This is a genomic window from Georgenia yuyongxinii, from assembly GCF_006352065.1.
Taxonomy (GTDB): domain Bacteria; phylum Actinomycetota; class Actinomycetes; order Actinomycetales; family Actinomycetaceae; genus Georgenia; species Georgenia yuyongxinii.
The window spans coordinates 1,720,404-1,738,932 of sequence record NZ_CP040915.1; the positions used below are offsets into that span (position 1 = coordinate 1,720,404).

General features: G+C 73.1%; 15 protein-coding genes and 1 tRNA gene. 8 read left to right on the plus strand and 8 right to left on the minus strand.

The features are described from left to right. The first annotated feature begins 6 nt into the window (after nt 1-6). Nucleotides 7-1,041 (plus strand): hypothetical protein, encoded by a 1,035-nt coding sequence (locus tag FE374_RS07820; protein WP_139927986.1) that lies wholly within the window; start codon nt 7-9, stop codon nt 1,039-1,041. 24 nt (nt 1,042-1,065) lie between these two features. On the opposite strand, the gene FE374_RS07825 is transcribed toward FE374_RS07820, so the two are convergent. From FE374_RS07825 to FE374_RS07845, 5 genes are all read right to left on the minus strand, one after another. Next, nucleotides 1,066-1,245 (minus strand): hypothetical protein, encoded by a 180-nt coding sequence (locus FE374_RS07825; RefSeq protein ID WP_139927988.1) that lies wholly within the window; start codon nt 1,243-1,245, stop codon nt 1,066-1,068. A gap of 95 nt (nt 1,246-1,340) precedes the next feature. Next, a complete protein-coding gene (locus FE374_RS07830) occupies nt 1,341-2,630 on the minus strand; it encodes a serine hydrolase domain-containing protein (protein WP_139927991.1) in 1,290 nt (429 codons plus the stop codon). A 15-nt stretch (nt 2,631-2,645) separates the two neighbouring features. Then, entirely contained in the window at nt 2,646-4,760 is a 2,115-nt protein-coding gene (locus FE374_RS07835; protein ID WP_168205622.1) for a transglutaminase-like domain-containing protein, read from the minus strand. Between the two features lie 95 nt (nt 4,761-4,855). Then, nucleotides 4,856-6,106, minus strand: coding sequence for a DUF58 domain-containing protein (locus tag FE374_RS07840; RefSeq protein WP_168205623.1), 1,251 nt, complete (start codon nt 6,104-6,106; stop codon nt 4,856-4,858). Between the two features lie 176 nt (nt 6,107-6,282). Then, a complete protein-coding gene (locus FE374_RS07845) occupies nt 6,283-9,336 on the minus strand; it encodes a helix-turn-helix transcriptional regulator (RefSeq protein ID WP_139927998.1) in 3,054 nt (1,017 codons plus the stop codon). Between the two features lie 138 nt (nt 9,337-9,474). Between FE374_RS07845 and FE374_RS07850 the strand changes: the two genes are divergently transcribed. Then, nucleotides 9,475-9,735: a hypothetical protein gene (locus tag FE374_RS07850; protein WP_139928000.1), complete on the plus strand. Its 261-nt coding sequence runs from the start codon at nt 9,475-9,477 to the stop codon at nt 9,733-9,735. A 277-nt stretch (nt 9,736-10,012) separates the two neighbouring features. Next, a tRNA-Pro gene (locus FE374_RS07855) sits at nt 10,013-10,086 on the plus strand. A gap of 276 nt (nt 10,087-10,362) precedes the next feature. Here the strand turns inward: FE374_RS07855 and FE374_RS07860 are convergent. The 3 genes from FE374_RS07860 to FE374_RS20285 all read right to left on the minus strand — a co-directional run bounded on the left by FE374_RS07860 (nt 10,363) and on the right by FE374_RS20285 (nt 12,005). Then, nucleotides 10,363-10,731 carry a tyrosine-type recombinase/integrase gene (locus FE374_RS07860; RefSeq protein WP_139928001.1) on the minus strand — a complete coding sequence of 123 codons (369 nt, stop codon included), beginning with the start codon at nt 10,729-10,731 and terminating at the stop codon, nt 10,363-10,365. Between the two features lie 6 nt (nt 10,732-10,737). Continuing rightward, nucleotides 10,738-11,370, minus strand: coding sequence for a malonic semialdehyde reductase (locus FE374_RS07865; RefSeq protein ID WP_139928003.1), 633 nt, complete (start codon nt 11,368-11,370; stop codon nt 10,738-10,740). 98 nt (nt 11,371-11,468) lie between these two features. Beyond that, the gene (locus tag FE374_RS20285) at nt 11,469-12,005 is read right to left on the minus strand and encodes a tyrosine-type recombinase/integrase (protein ID WP_223173667.1); all 537 of its coding nucleotides are present in this window, start codon (nt 12,003-12,005) and stop codon (nt 11,469-11,471) included. Nucleotides 12,006-12,156: 151 nt separating this feature from the next. Here FE374_RS20285 and FE374_RS07875 point away from each other — a divergent pair, with 151 nt between their 5' ends. Genes FE374_RS07875 through FE374_RS07895 form a run of 5 tightly spaced genes read left to right on the plus strand, consistent with a single transcriptional unit; the run spans nt 12,157 to nt 18,505 of the window. Continuing rightward, nucleotides 12,157-13,548, plus strand: a complete 1,392-nt coding sequence (locus tag FE374_RS07875; RefSeq protein WP_139928006.1) for an MFS transporter — start codon at nt 12,157-12,159, stop codon at nt 13,546-13,548. After that, nucleotides 13,545-14,519, plus strand: coding sequence for an alpha/beta hydrolase fold domain-containing protein (locus FE374_RS07880; RefSeq protein ID WP_139928008.1), 975 nt, complete (start codon nt 13,545-13,547; stop codon nt 14,517-14,519). The genes FE374_RS07875 and FE374_RS07880 overlap by 4 nt, the downstream gene beginning before the upstream one ends. A 37-nt stretch (nt 14,520-14,556) precedes the next feature. Beyond that, nucleotides 14,557-15,690 (plus strand): crotonobetainyl-CoA dehydrogenase, encoded by a 1,134-nt coding sequence (gene caiA, locus FE374_RS07885; protein ID WP_139928010.1) that lies wholly within the window; start codon nt 14,557-14,559, stop codon nt 15,688-15,690. After that, a complete protein-coding gene (gene caiB, locus FE374_RS07890; protein WP_223173668.1) occupies nt 15,687-16,919 on the plus strand; it encodes an L-carnitine CoA-transferase in 1,233 nt (410 codons plus the stop codon). The genes caiA and caiB overlap by 4 nt, the downstream gene beginning before the upstream one ends. 59 nt (nt 16,920-16,978) lie before the next feature. Continuing rightward, nucleotides 16,979-18,505, plus strand: a complete 1,527-nt coding sequence (locus FE374_RS07895) for an AMP-binding protein (RefSeq protein WP_139928012.1) — start codon at nt 16,979-16,981, stop codon at nt 18,503-18,505. Nucleotides 18,506-18,529: the final 24 nt, after the last annotated feature.

Below are 18,529 nucleotides of genomic sequence, written 5' to 3' on the forward strand. Positions count from 1 at the left end.
GCGGGCGTGCCTTCGGCGCCGGGCGGGCCGCCACCTCGGCTCCTGCGCTGGGGGCTGCCCCGCGACCCGTACGCCACCGAGCACGTCACCGGGTTCGTGGTCACCACGGTGCTCACGATCCTGGTGACCCGCGGCTTCCTGGAGCTGGCGGGGTTCCCGCAGATCGGCGGGGGCGGCCTGCACGTGGCACACGTGCTGTGGGGCGGGCTGCTCATGGGCGTGGCGGTGATCCTCGCGCTGTCGTTCGCCGGCCCGGTGATCCGGCCGCTCGTGGCGTTCCTCGGCGGCATCGGGTTCGGGCTGTTCATCGACGAGGTCGGCAAGTTCCTCACGCAGGACAACGACTACTTCTACGCCCCGGCACCGACGGTCATGTACGTGACCTTGGTGCTGGTGATGATCGGGGCCGACGTGCTGCACGGCCGGCGGGCGCACCACCCTGCCGAGTACCTCGCCGCCGCCGCGGACCACGCGGTCGCCGGCCTGGTGGGCGGGCTCAGCGAGCGCCGTCGCGCCGTCGCGCGGGAGCTGCTCGACCGCGGCCGGGACGCGCCGGGCGGTGCGGAGACCGCCGCCCTCGTCGCCGCCATCAGCGACGACGACGAGGAGGTGCTCGACCCGCTGGACATGGCGCGGCAGCGGCTGCGGAACCTGCTGGGCACGGTCGTGACCCGCCGGTGGGCGACCCGGGCGACGACCGTGCTGCTCGTCGCGCTGATCGCCGGAGCCCCGGCCACGCTCGCCGCCCACCTGGCCGAGGGGCAGGCCCCGCCCGGCTGGGCCGGTGCCGGGGTGCTGGCCGCGACCGCGCTGACCCTGCTCGCCGCGGGCCGTGGCTGGCTGCTGCTGCGCCGCGACCGGTACCTCGCGTTCCGGTGGCTACGGGGCGCGGCGCTGATCACGCTCCTGCTGACCCTGGTGGCCCTGTACCGCCTCGAACCCTGGCTGGCCAGCGCCGGGCTCGCCGTCGCGGTCGCCGCGCTGGGCGTCACCGGCGCGGAGCTGCGTCGCCTGGAGCGGCTGCGCCAGGCGCCGGCATAGCCCTGATGACGGGCGCGCGCCGGGCTATCGATCCGCCTCGGTGTCGGCGTCCTCCTCCGCCTCGAACGAGCTGCTCTTGCCCGCGCCGATGCCGGCCCCGGTCTCCGGGTTGGGCACGCCGCCCTCCTCCGGCGGTGCGGTCTGCGCGTCCTTGGTCTCCGCCGCGCCAGCAGCCTCGGACGATTCCTGGCTGTGCGTGCTCATCGAGCCCTCCTCGGTTCGGGATTTCCTCCGAGTGTGGGCCCGGGTCGCCGGGGCGGCAAGGCGGGTGAGCCCGTCACCGCGGCGGCGTCAGCCCGTCAGCCGCGCACCGTCAGTGTCGCGAGCTCAGCCACCAGGCCCAGCAGCTCGTCGCCGAGCCCGTCGTTCGTCATGACGACCACGACGACGCCGTCCACCGGTTGGCAGTACGCCCAGGCTCGCGCCAGGGGCAGGGTGTCCGCGTAGCCGACCGCCGGGACGTCGGCGACCTCGGAGAGGTCCATCAGGCCGAGGCCGTAGCTGCGCAGCGTCCGAGCACCCTCCGCGGGGAACGCGGCCATCTCGGACAGGGAGGTCCGCGAGACCACCCGCCCCCCGCCCAGCTGCTGCCACCAGCGTGCGAGGCCGGCCGGGTCGCCCGCCAGCGCCCGGGCACCGCCGAGCGCGGACACCACCGCCTGGGAGGGGAGCGGCCCGCCGGACGGTGCCGCGTCGACGTCACGCGCCGACGGCCCGGTCACGACCTCGTCGGGCTGCACCGCGAGACCCCCGAGCGCGGGGTCCGCGAGCACACCGCCGCGCAGGACCGCGGCGAGGGGGCGGCCGGTGACGTGCTCGAGCAGCTTCCCGAGCAGCACGTAGTTCGTCCCGGAGTACGCCACGTCCTGACCGGGCCGACGGCGGGTCTGCGCCGGCGTCGCTGCCCTGAGCAGGTCGGCCGGTTCCCACGTGCGCGCCGGCTCGGCCCGTAGCTCGGCCGTGTACCAGGCTTTGTCCACGTCACGCAGGCCGCTGCGCATGCCGAGCAGCTCCCGGACGGTCGCCTCACCGACGGCGCCCGCCAGGGTCCCCGGCAGGTGCGCACGGGCGGGGTCGTCGAGACCGAGCACCCCGTCCTCGACGAGCCGCATCACCTGGGCAGCGACCACGGGTTGGGTCAGCCGCCCGGCGGCGAACACGTGCCGCGGGGTCAGCGCGACGCCGTCGCCCGCGCTGCCGGACGCCCCGCTCCAGCGGCCGTGCGGCGAGATGACGGCGGCGCTGATGCCGCCGTCGAAGCGGGCGGCGATCCCCTCGGTGGATCGCGGTGCCGCGGCCCGGTCGACGGCGCGCTGGAGCGCGCGGGCCAGCGGGGCCGGCACCGGGCCGTCCGGGGCGCGGGCGAGCGGCGCGGTCGTGAACGGCAGCGGGAAGAGGGTCACGACGTCGGCCGGATCCGGTGCCGGGGGCACGCTGGACCGGACAGGCGTGGGCGCGGAGCGGCGGGCGACCGGCGCGGCGGCGGCCGGCGCGCTCGCCTGGTCTGCCCCGTCCGGCGGGCCGGGCGCGCACGCCCCACCGAGCGCGACGGCCAGGGCGATGACGAGGACGCCCCGGAGTGCGCGCACGGTGGCCCACCGGTCCTAACGCCGTCGTGCGCGCGGCGAGAGGAACACGCCGCGCAGCGCACCGGCCCGGCGCGAGGGCCACAGCCGCACCCGGGCCCGTGCACGCCACGGCGCGGCCCGGCGCACCTGGTCGACGACGGCGCGCACGTCCGCGCCCACGTCGCCCGCCGCGGCACCACCGGGGTGGTACCGCGACCGCTCGACCGTGGCGACCACCCGGCCCAGCGCCCCGGAGGCCGTCCCCACCGTCGGCCCGTACTGCCCACCGGCCTGCCGCGGCGTGGCCGACGCCGCCAGGGCGGGCACGCCCAGGTCACCGAGGTCGGCGACCAGACGCCGCCACTCCCGTTCGATCCGGTCGGCGTCCGGCTCAACCGGCCGGCGCCGCCGGTGCAGGACGGCGGCCGCGACCACGGCGCCGGCCCCCACCACCGCCACCCCGAAGCCCAGGGCCGCGGTGCTGCCGGCAGCCCGCGCCGCGGCTTCGGTCGGCGCCGCCGCAGCGTCCGGGACGGTCTCGGTGGGCGGTGCCGTGGCGCGCGAGCCGGGCACCGGCCCCGGGTCGTCCCCGCCGGCCGGCACGTAATACAGCGGCACGTCGCCCCCCACCCCGGGGGTCGGCTCGAAGCGGGTCCAGCCCAGCCCGTTGATGTACAGCTCGGGCCACGCGTGAGAGTCGGCGAGCACCACGGTGTGCACGCCGTCGCTCCCCACGTCGCCGATCGCGAACCCGACGGCGAGCCGTGCGGGGATGTCGAGCGCCCGCGCGAGCATGACCATCGCCGTCGCGAACTGGACGCAGTAGCCCTGCCGGGAGTCCAGGAAGCTCGTGAGCGGATCGGGGTTGCCAGGTCCGGGGTCGGCGAGCTCGCGCGAGTACGTGTACGCCGGGCTGCGCAGGTGCTGCTGGATCGCCATGGCGCGGTCCACCTGGTTCGTCGCGTCCCCGGCCAGGTCCGTGGCGAGCTTCGTGACCCGGTCGCGGGCCTCCTCGTCGACGGCGAGGAGGTCGGGGCCGACCTCGCTGGGGGCGCCGGGCCGGCCCACACCGGCCGGCAGCGTGCTGCCGTACGCGTAGTACGTCGCGGTGTACGTGGTGACCGGGTCCTGCACGCGGGCGACCCCGAGGGAGTCGACGCCCCAGCCGGCCGGGACGTCCGCACCGGCCAGCGGTTCCGGCAGCGCGAGGCGGGGCCGGGGCAGCGCGTTGCGGGTCACCTCGAGCGTGTGCTCCTCGGCGCCGGCGGGTGGTGGCGTCGGGGCGAACTCGTCGACCCCGCGCGTTGGGCCGACGAGCCACCGACCGTCGACGAAGCGCGTGCTGCCGGCCACCTTCAGCGGCGGCGGCTCGGCCTCGTCGGCGTGGACCCGCAGGATCGGAGCCTGGCTCCGGTCGGGCAGGTCGGCCGCGAGGTCCAGCGAGCCGGTGAAGGTCCCGCCCGTGGCCGCGGCGACCGCCGTGGGTGTGCTCCGCGGGACTTGGGGCGCCAGGAGTGGCACGGCCGTCGCGGCTACGGTCACCGCACCGGCCAGCCACACCGCACCCATGCGGCCACGGCCCCGGGAGACAGGCGCCTCGCCCGGCCGGCTGGTCCCGTGGCCGAGCATGAGCAGCCACGCGGCGGCTGGGGCGAGGAAGAACGCCGCGGGCAGCGGGCCGCCGTCGTTGGGGGCCGCGGCCAGGCACACCACCGCCAGCGGCACTCCCGCGAGCGCGGGGGACTCGTACGAGACCGCGACGGCGTGGACGGCGATGGCGAGACCGATGAGCGCGGCGATGAGGAGCAGGACGACGCCGTCCGTCGCAGCCAGGGGGGCGACGTGCCGGCGGGCTGTCCAGGCCCCGTCCTCGAGGAGGCGGGCCGCCGCGGACATCGCGGAAGGCCGGGGCAGACCGAGCCAGGTGTGGTCGGGCAGGAGCAGCCAGCACGTGACGAGGGCCGCGGCGGCCGCCTGGGCACCCGCCGTCGGGGCGGCCCCCCACGCTCTGGAGCGCCCGATCGACCCCGCCGCCACGACGGCGACCGCCGCCGCGACGAACGGGCCGATCCAGCGGGGGTCGGCCACCACGCGGAGCAGGGACCAGCCCGCCGCCACCGTGGCGAGACCGGCGAGAGCGGGGTCCACCACGTGGCGCAGCCGTGGCAACGCGGCGCCGGGCCGCGGCGGCCGCGGCGGCCGCGGCGGCCGCGGTGGCCGCGGCGGCCGCGGCTGACGTGCGGCCGTCACCGCCGGCTCCAGCCGGCCGGGACAGGACCGGGGACGGCGGCGTGATGCCAGGCCGCCCGTACGGTCGTGCCGGCCCGCACCTCGACGCATCGCCATCCCGGTGTGCGCGGGAGCCCGGGGAGCGGGGCGGGCGCTGCCGGTACCGGGCCGCCGTACGAGAGGCGGCCTGCGCCGTCGAACGTCCTGGTCCGCAGGACGAGAAGCACATCGTCCCCGGCGCGCGAGCGGGTGCCCGCGCCCGCGAGGAACAGCGCCAGGTCCCGGTCGGGCACGACGGCCACGGTCGTGCCCCCACCGGCGCGGCCCAGGACGGGGAGGAGGCCGCCGAGGTCGTCGTCGACGAGGTCCGCGACGGCCAGGTACCGCAGCACCGTGGCGAGCACGAGCGGCCGGTCGGCGACGTCGTCGCGCACCGTCTCCGCCGTGACGAGGTGAAGACCGCAGCCGTGCGTGGCCAGGGCGGTCGCGACGGACGCGAGCGCGGTGACCGCCCACTCGAAGGACGAGGTCGGGCCTGTGCCGCGGTGGGCCGACCATGACGCGTCCAGGAGCAGCCGGGCCCGCGGCCCGACCGGGTGGTCCTCCTGGCGCACGATGAGATGGCCGTGGTGGGCGGAGGCGGGCCAGTGGACGCGCCGCAGGTCGTCGCCGACGCGGAAGGGACGGGTGGCGACGTCGTTCTCCCCGGCGGTGGGTGAGGGGAGGGACCGGGCACCAGCCCCCGCCAGCCCGGTCTCCCCGGGCAAGGCCTCCACCCGCGGCAGGACCACGATGTCGGTGGCCGGCAGCAGCTCGAGGTCGGTCCGGGTCAGACCGAACGGGTCCGAGCGGTGCAGCACCAGCGGGCCGAGGGTGTGCCGGCCGCGGGCCGTGCCGCGCACCAGGTACGCGTGGGAGCTCCACGTGCCCGGCTCGGTCGTGGGCAGGACAAGGGGGTGCGAGCCGCCCAGGGCCGGGGAGAGGTGCTCGACGGCGGCCGCGGGCGGCGCGGTCCGCCACCCTGGGTTGGTGATCCGGAGCTCGACCTGGGCCGCCCCGTCGTGCGGGAGCAGGGGCATGGAGACGGCGCGGTGGGCGGCGAGGGACGGTGTGCGGCGGCCCGTGAGCACCAGCGCGGCGGGCAGGAGAAAGAGCAGCAGGCCGATGCGGGTGACGTCCGGGACCTCGACCACCAGGCCCACGACGACGGTGGCACCGCCGGCGATGGTGAACGCCCGGCCGCGGGCGGTCAGGTGCGAGGTGGCCATCGCCGCCCATGGCCGCAGGCCCGCCCGAAGGAGCGGACGGGGGGTACGGACCGCGGCTGGAGGCGTCATGACGGGCCATTTCGACGGCGTGGTCGAAGCGTCCCCCGCCGGACCCCTTACAGGCATCGCCTGAGGACCCTTACACGCGCTCGATAGGCACTCAGGCACCGCTTTGTTCAGCCGGGCGGGCCGCGTCCGGGCCGCCGCGCCCGTTCCGGGCCCGGTCGCTCGGGGCCCGGCCGTTCCGGGCCCGACCGTCCCGCCTCGTCCGACGGCTGTCCCGGATGTTCTGGCCCGGCTTGTCCCGCCTGCTCCGAGCCGGGCCGCTCCGCACGTTGCGCGAGCCGGGCCAGCTCCAGCCGGCTGGCCGTCCCCGTCTTCTGCAGCAGGTGGGAGATGTGCACGCTGACCGTCTTCTCACTGATGGACAGGGCACGCGCGATCTCGCCGTAGGTCCGTCCGGCGACCACGAGACCGAGCACCTCCTGCTCGCGCGCCGTGATGCCGGCCAGCGCCGAGAACGCGTGGCCCGCGCTCGCCGGCTTGCCGTCCGTGTCCCGGCTCGGGCCGGGGATGGCCGAGAGGCTGATCCGGGCGGTGCGCGCCAGGTCTTCCAGCTCGGTCAGCAGCGGCACGGCGCGCAGGTCCGAGGCCATCTCGTGGGCGCGCCGCAACCACGCCGTCCCGCGGGCCCGGCCCCGCCGGTCGGTCAGGTACGCCTCGGCCGCCCGGCACGCGGCGTAGGCGGCGTCCCAGGGCAGCGACACCGCGGCGCACCGGTCTGCCACCTCCGCCCACGCGGGACCGGCGCCGGGGTCGGCCTGGGCACGCAGCCACTCGACGTCGTACATCGCCTGCAGCGCGGCGAGCTGTTCCGCGTACCAGGGCGGGGCGGACCCGCCGTCCTGCAGGACGGCGGGGTGCGCCCGGCGCAGCTCGCGCAGCCGGTCGAAGGTCTCGGTCAGCGCGGTGCCGTGGTCCCGGTGCTCCTGGGCCAGGTCGGCCAGCGCCCGGGCCGCCAGCGGGAGGAGCCACTCGGCGCGGGTGGGCGGCGGGCCCGGCGTGCTCACCCCGGTCAGTGCCGCGGCGACGGCGCCCTCGAGGTCGCCCGCCGCCAGGGCGACCTCGGCCCGGGAGGCGTCGAACTCGAACGCGAGGAACTCGGACCGTTCCTCGTAGAGCTCCTCGGCCCGGTGCAGGTGACCCTGGGCCTCGGGCAGCCGGCCCTGACGGGTGGCGAGGAGCGCGGCGGTGAGGCGGGCGGTGACCTCGCCCATGGGACCGGGGGAGGACCCGAGCGCCACGCGCAGGTTCTCCTGGCACTCCCGCCAGCGCCCCACCGTCAGCAGCGAGGAGGCCTCCGCCGCGCACAAGAACCCGACGTAGGTGTGCGGGGCGCCGAGCGCCGCGAGCTGCCGGCGCCGGGCACGCAGGGGCACGGTGTAGGCGGGTTCGGACCCGGCGGCCAGGGCGTTGGCCTCCCACAGGGCCACGTGGCTGAACGCCCACCAGTCCTGCGCGTCGACCGCGGCGTCGATGGCCTCGTCGGCCCAGTCGGGGGCCGGGCGACCACCGCCCCACATGGTGCGGGCCATGGACCGGGCGGCGAGGGCGTAGGGCAGGGCGCGCCGGTCGTCGGCGACGCGGGCCGCCTCGACCGCCGCCTCGGCGTGGGCGTCGCCTGCGGGGTCGTCGTGCCAGATCTCCGCGTGGGCCAGCTCGGCGAGGGCGTAGGCGTACTGCCAGCTGTGCGGCCACGGGGCGGCGAGGCGGACGGCCTCGCGCACGTCGTCCAGGCCGGCGAACTTCCGGCCGGTGGAGTGGCGCAGGTTCATGCGTCGCACGCGCAGCGCGGCGGCCTCCAGCGGGTCGTCCAGCGGCTCGGCGAGCAGCTGGTCCACCGCGGTGAGCTCCTCCTCCTGCCGGCCGACCCGCTCGGCCGCCCTCCGGACCTGCTGGAGCAGCTCGACGCGTGACTCCGGCGGGTCGTGGACACGGCGGTGGAGCACGACGGCACGGCGCAGCAGCCGCAGCATCTCGGCGGTGCCGTGGGCGTCCGCGGCGGCCCGGGCCGCGCGTAACGCCCAGCGATAGGCGAGCTCGTCGTTCCCGGCGCGGAAGTGATGGTCGGCGACGGCGGCCACCGCCCGCACGCCGTGGGACGCCGTCCGGGGCTCGAGCGCCGTCGCGAAGGCCGTGTGCCAGGCGCGGCGCTCCTCCGGCAGCACCCCGCTCTCGAGCACCTCGGCCTGCAGCGGGTGCCGGAACCAGTACGCGCCGCTGGCATGCACCTCGAGCAGCCCCGCCGCGACGGCCTCGTGGAGGAGGGGGACGACGTCGTCCGGCAGTCCCACCGCGGCGCTGACGGTGCTCAGCACGGCCGCGGGCACCGGCGCGGCGCCGACCGCGAGCAGCCGGGTGAGCTCGCGGGCGGCCGGGGTCATGTCGTGCCAGGGCTGGAGCACCGCCTCGCGCAACGTGGTCGGGAGCTCGGCCGGCAGCCGGTGAGCGTCGAGGGGGAGGTGCTCGACGATCAGGCGGGTGAGGTACGCGTTGCCGCGCGTGTGCGAGTAGACGTCGTCGACCAGCGACTCCCGGGCTGGGCCGCCCAGGATGGCGGCCATCTGGTTCGCGGTGCCGAGCCGGTCGAGCGGGCCGACCGGTGTCTGGGAGAAGCGCGGCATCCGGGCCGAGTCGGCCAGCCAGCGGTGCAGCGGGTGCCCGTCCCGCAGAAGCGTGAGGTCGCGGGAGGCGAGGAGCACCGCCAGCGGGCGCTCCGGCGGGCCGGCCAGCACGTAGGTGAGCAGGTCGAGGGTGCTCTGGTCCGCCCAGTGGAGGTCGTCGACGGCGAGCAGCACGGGCCGGCGTGCGCACAGCCGGTCCAGCCAGGAGTCGAACTCGACCACGACGTGATCGGTGCCCTCGCCGGGCTGGGGCAGCGTCGGGATGGGCGCTCCGGTGGTGCTCGCCCAGCGGCGGACCGCGGCGGCGATCGGCAGCAGGGGCACGGACAGCGAGGTCAGTGGCAGGCCGGCACCCATCATGATCTCGGCCCGGGACGAGGTGAGACGGCAGACCTCCGAGAGCAGTGCCGTCTTCCCAATACCCGGCGCGCCGACCAGCAGGCGCATCCCGGAGCGGCCGGCGGCGGCGTCGTCGACCACCTCGAGGAGCTGGGCCAGCTCGACGTCGCGCCCCGCCAGCACCGGGTACTCGGCACCGACACTCACCGGCTCAGTCTCGCACCGGCCCACGGCGGGCGATAGGCCGCGGCGGCCCCCCGATCTAAGGGGTGACCCCCGATGCTTGTAAGGGTGTGCGTTAGGGAGCGTGGGGCCCACGACCTCGTGCGCAGAAGGAAGATCACCATGAACCAGCACCGTTCCCTCACAAGGCTCGCGGCTGCGGCCGGCGCGGCGGCGCTGACCATGCTGGCTCTGGCGCCGGCGGCCAGTGCGGCGGACCCAGACGCCCACCTGGCCTCGACGACCCAGACGGTCTACGAGACTTACCAACAGTGCCCCATCACCCAGATCGGCGGCCAGCTGTTCCGTTGCGACGTGGCCACCGGCGGGGGAGTCCGGGCACCGGCGCACGTCCCGCAGGGCGCGCACAGCACCAACGGCTGACAGGGCGACTGACCAACCTAGACGCCCGGGCCGGCGGCCGGCGGTAAGGGCAGGTGGCCCCGGCTACCTGCGCTGCCGTCCCGCCGGCCCGGTGCTGTGTCGTGTGTCGGCCCGCTCCGCGCGTGGGCGCGCCTCGGCGTCCGACCATCGCACCGCACGATCGCCGCAGGCTCGGCGACCGCGGCCGCTTCGGTGAGGTCACCGTCACAGCGAGGCGGATTCGGTAGCGCCGGGACCGCTGCGGTAGTGTTCCTCTCGGCCCGCTGAGCGGGTCGGACGGGCTGTGGCGCAGTTTGGTAGCGCACTTGACTGGGGGTCAAGGGGTCGCAGGTTCAAATCCTGTCAGCCCGACAAAATTGGTGTATAACCGCAGGTCAGAGGCTCGTAGAGGGACTTTTCGGAGTCTCGCGGCGGGCCTCTTTTCACGCGTTGACATCAGGTTTGACATCAAACGGCGGGTTTCGGCTGCCGCGGCCGGCTCCGGCACGTCCAACGGCCGTGCCGCAGCGGTCACGGCGCGCTACTTCCGGAGGGCTTCGCAGAGCACGGAGAGGGCGGCGTGGGACGACTCGGGCGTCACGTGCCCGTAGACGTCGCCGGTGATGGCGATCGAGCTGTGGCGAGCAGCTAAGAGACGACCTTGAGGGGCACGCCGTTCTCGAGCATCACCGAGGCCGCCAAGTGCCGCAGCGTGTGGAGACCGACCCCGGGGAGGTTCGCCCTCTTCGCGGCCGCCTTCAATGCCCGCAGCGCGTCACGGGGGTCGCTCGGCTGGCCGGTCTCGGTGGTGAAGACGTAGGGCGTCTGGACCCACGCCGACCCTGCGGAGCGCCGCTCGATCTTCTGCCGCTCGCGGACGGTGCCGAGGATGGTGACCGCCGCGGGCGAGAGCGGCACGACGCGACGGGACTTCTCCGTCTTGGTGGTGGTGCGCAGGCTGTGCCCGGCCGGCGACAGGCGCCAGCGGGCGCGGACCCCGAGCGGGGGCCGTTTCAATCAAGCTCAGAGGGCCGTGACGACCTCGTCGAAGGGAAGACGGGGCAGGCGGTCCTTCCACGCGTCCTCGGCGGGCTCGCCCATGTTGATGGCGACGAGTACGCGGTGGCGGCCGTCCGGGAAGAACTCGCGGGAGATCGCGTCGGCGTCGAAGCCGGTCATCGGCCCGGCGGCGAGGCCGGCCGCGCGGATGCCGATGATCGCGTAGCCGACCTGGAGGTCTGTGTTGAGCTCCGCCGTGCGGGCGCGTGACTCCTCGTCGCCGGCGAACATGTCGCGGGCGCCAGGGAAGTGCGGGAAGGTCCGCGGCAGCTCCTTGTGGAAGTCGATGTCCGCAGCGAGAAGCGTGTTGGCGGGGGCGGCCGCCGTCTTCGCCCGGTTGCCCTCGGCCATGTGGGGGAGGAGGCGTTCCTTGGCGTCGGCGGAGCGGACGATGACGACGCGCAGCGGCTGGGTGTTCGTCGACGTGGGCGCCCTTTTGACGAGCTCGAAGATCGCGGCGATCTGCTCGTCGGTGACTGGCTCGTGCGTGAAGGCGCTGGCCGTGCGGGCGTGGTGGAAGAGCAGATCTTGCGCGTGGTCGTCGAGGAGGAGCGGGTCCTGGGTCTGGTGCCCCTTTTCCGTTCCCCACGCGGTCATATGGCCACGGATGTAGCCATGACACACGAACCCTGCCCTGACGGTCGCTTCCCTTCGCGGGATGGATCGCACGATGCGTACGGGCACCCTCAAGGTGCCTACAGGTACGAGGCGCGCTTGAGTTCGGTCGACTCGGGCGCGCGGCGGCTACCGCCCCAGCGCCGAGGCGAGACGATCGATGGCGGATCGGCCCCCTCGGTGGAGACGTGCCCGTAGAGGTTCCCTGTGACCTGGACAGAGGCAGGGTCGAGGATTTCCGAGACGGTGCGCAAGGGGACGCCGGCCTCGAGCATGGTGGACGCGGCGGGGTGCCGAAGCGTGTGTATGCCGACGCCGTGGAGGGCCGCCTTCAGAGCGAGCCACCACCACGCGACCCGCCGCGGGTCAGAGCAGCGCCGGCCCTCGCGTAGGCGAGCGCGGCGTCGGGAGCGTGGACGCGGACGCCGCGTGAGCGATTGCCGATCGGTTATCTGGCGCCTCTGGCGGTTCGAAGCGGCCGAGCGGAGGGACGTCGCGCGCGGCCAGTCTCGGCCTCTGCGCCCAGAGTTTCGTTCGCCGCGCCCGGCGGCCTCCGCGGCTTTCGCCGGCGCTCGACCTTCGCACCAGGGATGACGAGAACGGGCCTCACCCCGCACCCAGATCGTCCAGCGACGGTACTCAACCTGCCTTCGGTCGGTACCTAGGCCTCCCTTCCGGTCCCGAACGTCCTACGAATTCGTGCGCCAACCGTCCGAACCTGGCTCTCGTACAGCGCCGGCTCACGGCGCTCCGGCCGAGGAGACAAAGATGGCGGCTACCGCCAAGGGTGAGAAGAGGGCGTCCGACCTCTCGACGGCCCGCCGATGGTTCGTGCTGATCCTGGTGAGTGCAGGGAGCTCGACCATCTACGGACCTGCCTATCTCAAGAACGCGTTCTACGACTCGCAGCGCGTCGCACTGGACCTGACGAACACGCAGGTCGGCGCACTGCTCTCGGCGTACGCGATCACCGCGATGATCTGCTACCTGCCCTCGGGCCTCGTGGCGGACCGGATGCGGATGCGGACACTGTCCGCGACCGGGTTCCTGCTCACGGCGGGCCTGACGTTCTGGTACGCGACGCTCCCGTCCTTCAACACCCTGCTGCTGATCTTCGTCGCGATGGGTGTCACCACGATCCTGCTGTGGTGGGGCGTGCGCTACAAGCTGGTGCGCCTCATCGCCGATGAGTCCGAGTACTCCCGCAACATCGGGATCAGCTACGGGTTCTACGGTGCCGCTGGGCTCCTGGTCGGGCTTGTCGGTTCGGCGATCCTCGCCCGGCTCGGATCGACCTCCCCGGAGGCGTTCCGCGCCTTCCTGCTGGTCTACGCGTTCCTCATCCTGGCCCTGGGCCTGCTCTCGATCGTGGTCATCCCCAAGTTCGAGGGGGAGATCGTCGAGGGTCGTTCCGTCAAGCAGGTCTTCGTCGACGCCGTCGGTTCGCTGAGCAACCCGGTCGTCCTGATCACCGCGGCGACCATGTTCTTCGTCTACTTCTACTACACGGGTGTCAACTACGCGACGACCTACCTGGCGTACCTCGGCGCTGACGCCAACCTCAACAACATCACCTCCGTGGTGCGCACGTACGGCGTCACGCTGCTCGCCGGCCCGATCTTCGGCGCGCTGGCCTTCAAGGCGAAGCGCCCGTCGCGTGTGATCTCGATCGGCTCCCTCATCGCCGTCGTCGGGCTCGCAGTGCTCGCGCTCGTGCCGACCCCGGCACCGGCCTCCCTGCCCGCCACCATGGCCCTCGTCCTGACCGTGGCCCTGCTGGGTGTGGCCCTGGGCTTCATCGCCAATGGCGTGTTCGGGATCGTCTCCAGCCAGCTCACCGAGGGCAAGGTTCCGCTGCCGGTCTTCGGTGCGGCCACCGGCGTGATCTCGGTCGTCGGGTTCTTGCCGGACACCTTCTCCAGCACGTGGTTCGGCACGATCATCGACGGTGCCGCCGCTGCAGGTGACGAGGGTTCCGCCTACCCGGTGATCTTCTGGATCCTCGCCGGCTCCGCCGTGATCGCTGTCGTGTGCGCACAGATGCTGGCTGTCTACGTCCGCCGCAACGCGCAGAAGCTGGAGGATGAGTATGCCGCCGCGGAGGCCGCGGCCGCTGCCTCTACCAAGGACCGCGAGTCCCGCATGGCTGCAGCGTCATGAGCACCGACGTCCTTCCCTTGCTGACCGAGCCCATGCGCGAGGTGCTCCGGATCCAGTCCCGACAGAACGTGGGCTCCACCAGGGAGACGACCCCCGCGGAGCAGCGTCGGCAGTACGCGGCTGAACGCGCGTACTGGAACGAAGGCGGGCCCACGATGGCCGAGACGGTCGACGACCTGGTCGCCGGCCCCCACGGGCCGCTGACCGTTCGCTGGCACCGCCCGGAAGGCGCGGTACGGTCCGTCATCGTCTTCATCCACGGCGGCGGGTTCGTCGTGGGCGGCCTCGACACGCACGACCGGATCATGCGAGCCCTCGCGGCCGATTCCGGTGCCGTCGTCGTCGGCGTGGACTACAGCCTCTCCCCGGAGGCCAAGTTCCCGCAGGCGGTGCACGAGTGTGCCGCTGCTGCCCGCCACGTGGCAGAACGGGCCCACGAGCACGGGGTCGCCGAAGGCGCCATCTCCCTCGCCGGCGACTCCGGCGGAGCCAGCCTGGCGCTGGCAGCCACGCTCCTGCTGCGCGACCAGGGCGGCCCGGAGGTCGAGTCACTCCTCCTCTACTACGGGATGTACGGGCTCGTGGACTCCCGCTCGCGACGCCGCCTGGGCAACGAGTGGGACGGTCTGACGCCGTCGGACCTGGAGTTCTACCTCAAGGCATACACGTCCGGGTCGCAGGACCTCGCCGACCCCTACCTGGACTGCCTCGGTGCCGACCTCTCCTTCGGCCTGCCGCCGACGTATCTCCTCGCAGCGACGCTCGACCCGCTCCTGGACGACACCCTCGCCCTCATGGACGCCCTCGAGGAGTACGGCGTGCCGCACCAGCTGCGGCTTGTCGACGGCGTCCTTCACGGCTTCCTGCACTACTCCCGACTCCTCCCCGAAGCGGTGGAGGCACTGGCCGAGGGAGCTGCGTTCCACCGATCCGTCGTCGCCGGCCGGCAGCCGGCTACCGCCCACCACTGACCGACGGACACCACCAAGACACCGAAAGGCATCACCCATGGACTTCTCTCTGACCGAGGACCAGGACCTGATGGTCCAGGCCGTCCGCGAGCTCATGACACGCGAGAACTGGGAGCCGTACTTCGCCGAGTGCGACGCCGAGCACAAGTACCCGCAGCGCTGGGTCGCCGAGCTGGCGGCGATCGGCGTCGACACGATCCTCCTGCCCGAGGCGCACGGCGGCCTGGACGCCGGCTGGACGACGATCGCGGCGGTGTGGGAGGAGCTGGGCCGCCTCGGCGCCCCCACCTACGTCCTCTACCAGCTCCCGACGCTCGAGACCGTCGTCCGGGTGGGCAGCGAGGAGCAGCAGAAGAAGATCCTCGCCAAGGTCGGCACCGGCGAGCAGATCTGGAACTTCGCCATGACGGAGCCGGGCGCGGGCTCCAGCTTCGCGGCCATGGCCACGACGTACACCCGCCGTGACGGGAAGTTCTACCTCAACGGCCACAAGACGTTCATCACCTCCAGCAAGTACGTGCCGTACCTGATCGTCATGGCGCGCAACGCGGAGAACATGGAGCAGTACACCGAGTTCTTCGTCGACATGACCAAGGCAGGCATCACCAAGGAGCCGCTGGAGAAGCTCGGGCTGCGCATGGACTCCTGCTGCGAGATCTACTTCGACGACGTCGAGCTCGACGAAGCGGACATGTTCGGTGGCGAGGGTGAGGGCTTCGCCCGCACCGTCGCCGACTTCGACCTGGAGCGGTTCCTCGTCGCCGCCTGCGACTACGGGTGGGCCCTGTGCGCGTTCGAGGACGCGGCCAGGTACGCCAACCAGCGGGTGCAGGGCGGTCAGACGATCGCCCGGTACCAGCTCATCCAGGACAAGTTCGCCAACATGAAGATCGCGTTGACGAACATGCGCAACATGATCTATGAGGTCGCGTGGAAGGCAGACAACGGCCTGCTCGGCAAGGGCGACGCCTCGATGGCGAAGCTCTACTGCACCCGGGCGGCCGGCGAGGTCGTCGACGACGCGATCCAGGTGCTCGGCGGCATCGCCGTCACGGGCGACCACCGGGTGGCGCGCTTCTACCGCGACCTGCGCGTGGAGCGGATCTCGGGCGGCACCGACGAGATGATGGTCCTCACGGCCGGCCGTGCGGCGCTGAAGGACTTCCGATGAACAGCGCCGAGAAGAAGCAGCCTGCCATGACCACCGTCCCCGCCTTCGGCCCGCTCCAGGGCGTCAAGGTCGTCTACTCGGCCGTCGAGATCGCCGCCCCGTCCGCGGCCGCGATCATGGCCGAGTGGGGAGCCGACGTCGTCTGGATCGAGAACACCCGTACGGGCGACTCGATGCGCGACACCACCCACATCAAGGAGCTCGAGCGTCGCAACCAGCGCTCGATCGCACTCAACCCGTTCACGGACGAGGGCCGGGAGGTGCTGCTCTCGCTCATCGCCGACGCCGACATCTTCATCGAGTCGTCCAAGGGCCCGACGTACGTGCGGCGCGGAATCACCGACGAGCTGCTCTGGGAGCGCAACCCGAAGCTCGTCATCGTCCACGTGTCCGGCTTCGGGCAGTACGGCGTGCCGGAGCGGGTCAACCGTGCGGCGTACGACCTGACGGTCCAGGCCTACAGCGGCTACATGGCGCAGAACGGCACGCCCGAGCAGCCGATGGCCGCGGTGCCGTACGTCGGTGACTACTTCACCTCCCTCATGGTCGTCTCGTCGGCGCTCGCAGCGCTCAACCGGGCCAAGGCCACGGGCGAGGGGGACAGCGTCGACGTGGCGATGTACGAGGTGATGCTGCGCGTCGGTGCGTACTACCTCATGGACTACCTCAACGACGGCACGGTGTACCCCCGGCCGGGCGCCCGGCACCCGAACCTGTGCGGGATCGGGGAGTACCGCACGTCCGACGGGTTCATCGGGCTGTGCGTGTACGGCGTCAAGCAGAACAAGTACCTGCTCGAGCGCATCGGTCTGGGTCACCTGTGGGGCACCGAGGAGTACCCCGACGACACCAGCGCGCTGTGGCTCGACGGGCCCCAGGCGGAGCTCATCGAGGCGAAGCTCGACGAGTTCTGCCTGACCCAGAAGGCGCTGGAGCTGGAGAAGGAGTTCTCCGGCGTCGGCATCGCCGCCAACGCCGTGCTCGAGTTCGATCAGCTCGTCGCCGAGGAGCACCTCGCCCAGCGCGAGGCCCTCGTCGAGTGGGAGCGGCAGGACGGCAGCCCGGTCAAGGGAGTCGGCATCTTCCCGAAGTTTGTGCGTAACCCGGGCCAGATCTGGCGGCCCATGCCGGACCTCGGGCAGGACACCGACGACGTGCTCGCCGAGGCCGGGTACACGCCCGACCAGATCGCGCAGCTGGCCGACAACGGAACCGTCAGAAGGAGCTGAACCAGCCACGGGCGCGTGCGGGGCGACCCCGCTCCGCACGCGCCGACGGCACCACCACCATGGACATCATCGGCAACCGCACCCTGCGGGACCTCTGGGACGAGCTGGCGCGCACGCGCACCGAGGACGTGTTCCTCGTGCACGAGGACCCCGACGGTCACACCACATCGTTCACGTACGGCGAGTTCGGCACGCGCATCGTGCGCGCGACGAACCTCCTGCGCAGCCTGGGCATCCGGCCCGGTGAGTGCGTGGGCATGCACATGGGGAACGGCCCGCAGCAGCTCGAGTGCCTCTTCGCGCTCGCCTGCATCGGTGCGGTGGCCGTGCCGCTCCACCCGCGCAGCACCGCGGCCGAGTGCGCCCGGAGCCTCGCCCGGGTGGGAGCCGCCCTCGTGGTGTGCGAGCCGGAGGTACGCCCCGCGGAGGGGTACCCCGCCGGTGTCCGGGTCCTGGTGGCTCGCGAGCCGGTCCCGGGGCCGGACTCCTACGACGACGCGCGTGACCGGCAACCGGACACCCTCGTGGACCCGGCACCGCTCACGAGCGACGACCCCGCGGTCATCGTCTTCTCCTCCGGTTCCACGGCCGAGCCGAAGGGGGTGGTGCTCACGCACGCGAACCTGTTGTTCTCGGGCATCTTCGTCGCCTGGCAGGCAACGATGACATCGGCCGACCGGCTGCTGACGACCATGCCGGCCTGCCACGTCAACTTCGTGCTCAACGCGCTCATGCCGGTGCTCACCGTGGGTGCCGAGCTCGTCGCCGTCGAGCGGTACAGCGCCCGACGGTTCTGGCAGCAGGTCCGCTCGCACGACGCCACGATCGTCCAGAGCATCTCGACGATCGCGCGCACGATGCTCCTCCAGCCGCGCGACCCGCACGACCGCGACCACCGCGTGCGCGAGATCCTCTACTACCTGCCGATCAGCGACGAGGAGAAGGCCGAGTTCGACGAACGGTTCGGTGCCCGCCTCCTCAACTCCTACGGCACGAGCGAGACCCTCGTCGGCGTCCTGACGGACCCCCCGTCGGGGCCGCGCCGCTGGCCCTCCATCGGCCGCGTCGCCCTCGGCTACGAGGTGCGCGTCGCCGACACGGACGGTCGCGAGCTGGGGCCGTTCCAGCACGGCGAGATCCAGGTCAAGGGAGTGCCCGGGCGCACCCTCATGGCGGGGTATCACGGCGATCCGGAGCGCACCGCGCAGACCTACACGGACGACGGCTGGTTCCGGACCGGGGACATCGGCTGGTTCGACGAGGACGGCTGGTTCTACTTCGTCGACCGCCTCGTGCACTTCATCAAGCGCGCCGGGGAGAACATCTCGCCCACCGAGGTGGAGGAGGCCCTGACGGCGCATCCGGAGATCGCCGAGGCGGCGGTCATCGGAGTACCCGACCCCGTGCTCGACGAGGCGGTCAAGGCCTTCGTGGTGCGGGTGCCGGGCTCCGGCCTGAGCATCGCGGACATCCAGGCATGGGTCGCCGCGCGGCTGTGCGACTTCAAGGTCCCCACCCAGGTCGAGATCGTGGCGGCACTGCCGCTGACCACAACTTTCAAGGTCGCCAAGAACGACCTTGCATGACAAGTGCCTCCTCGGAGGCGGAAA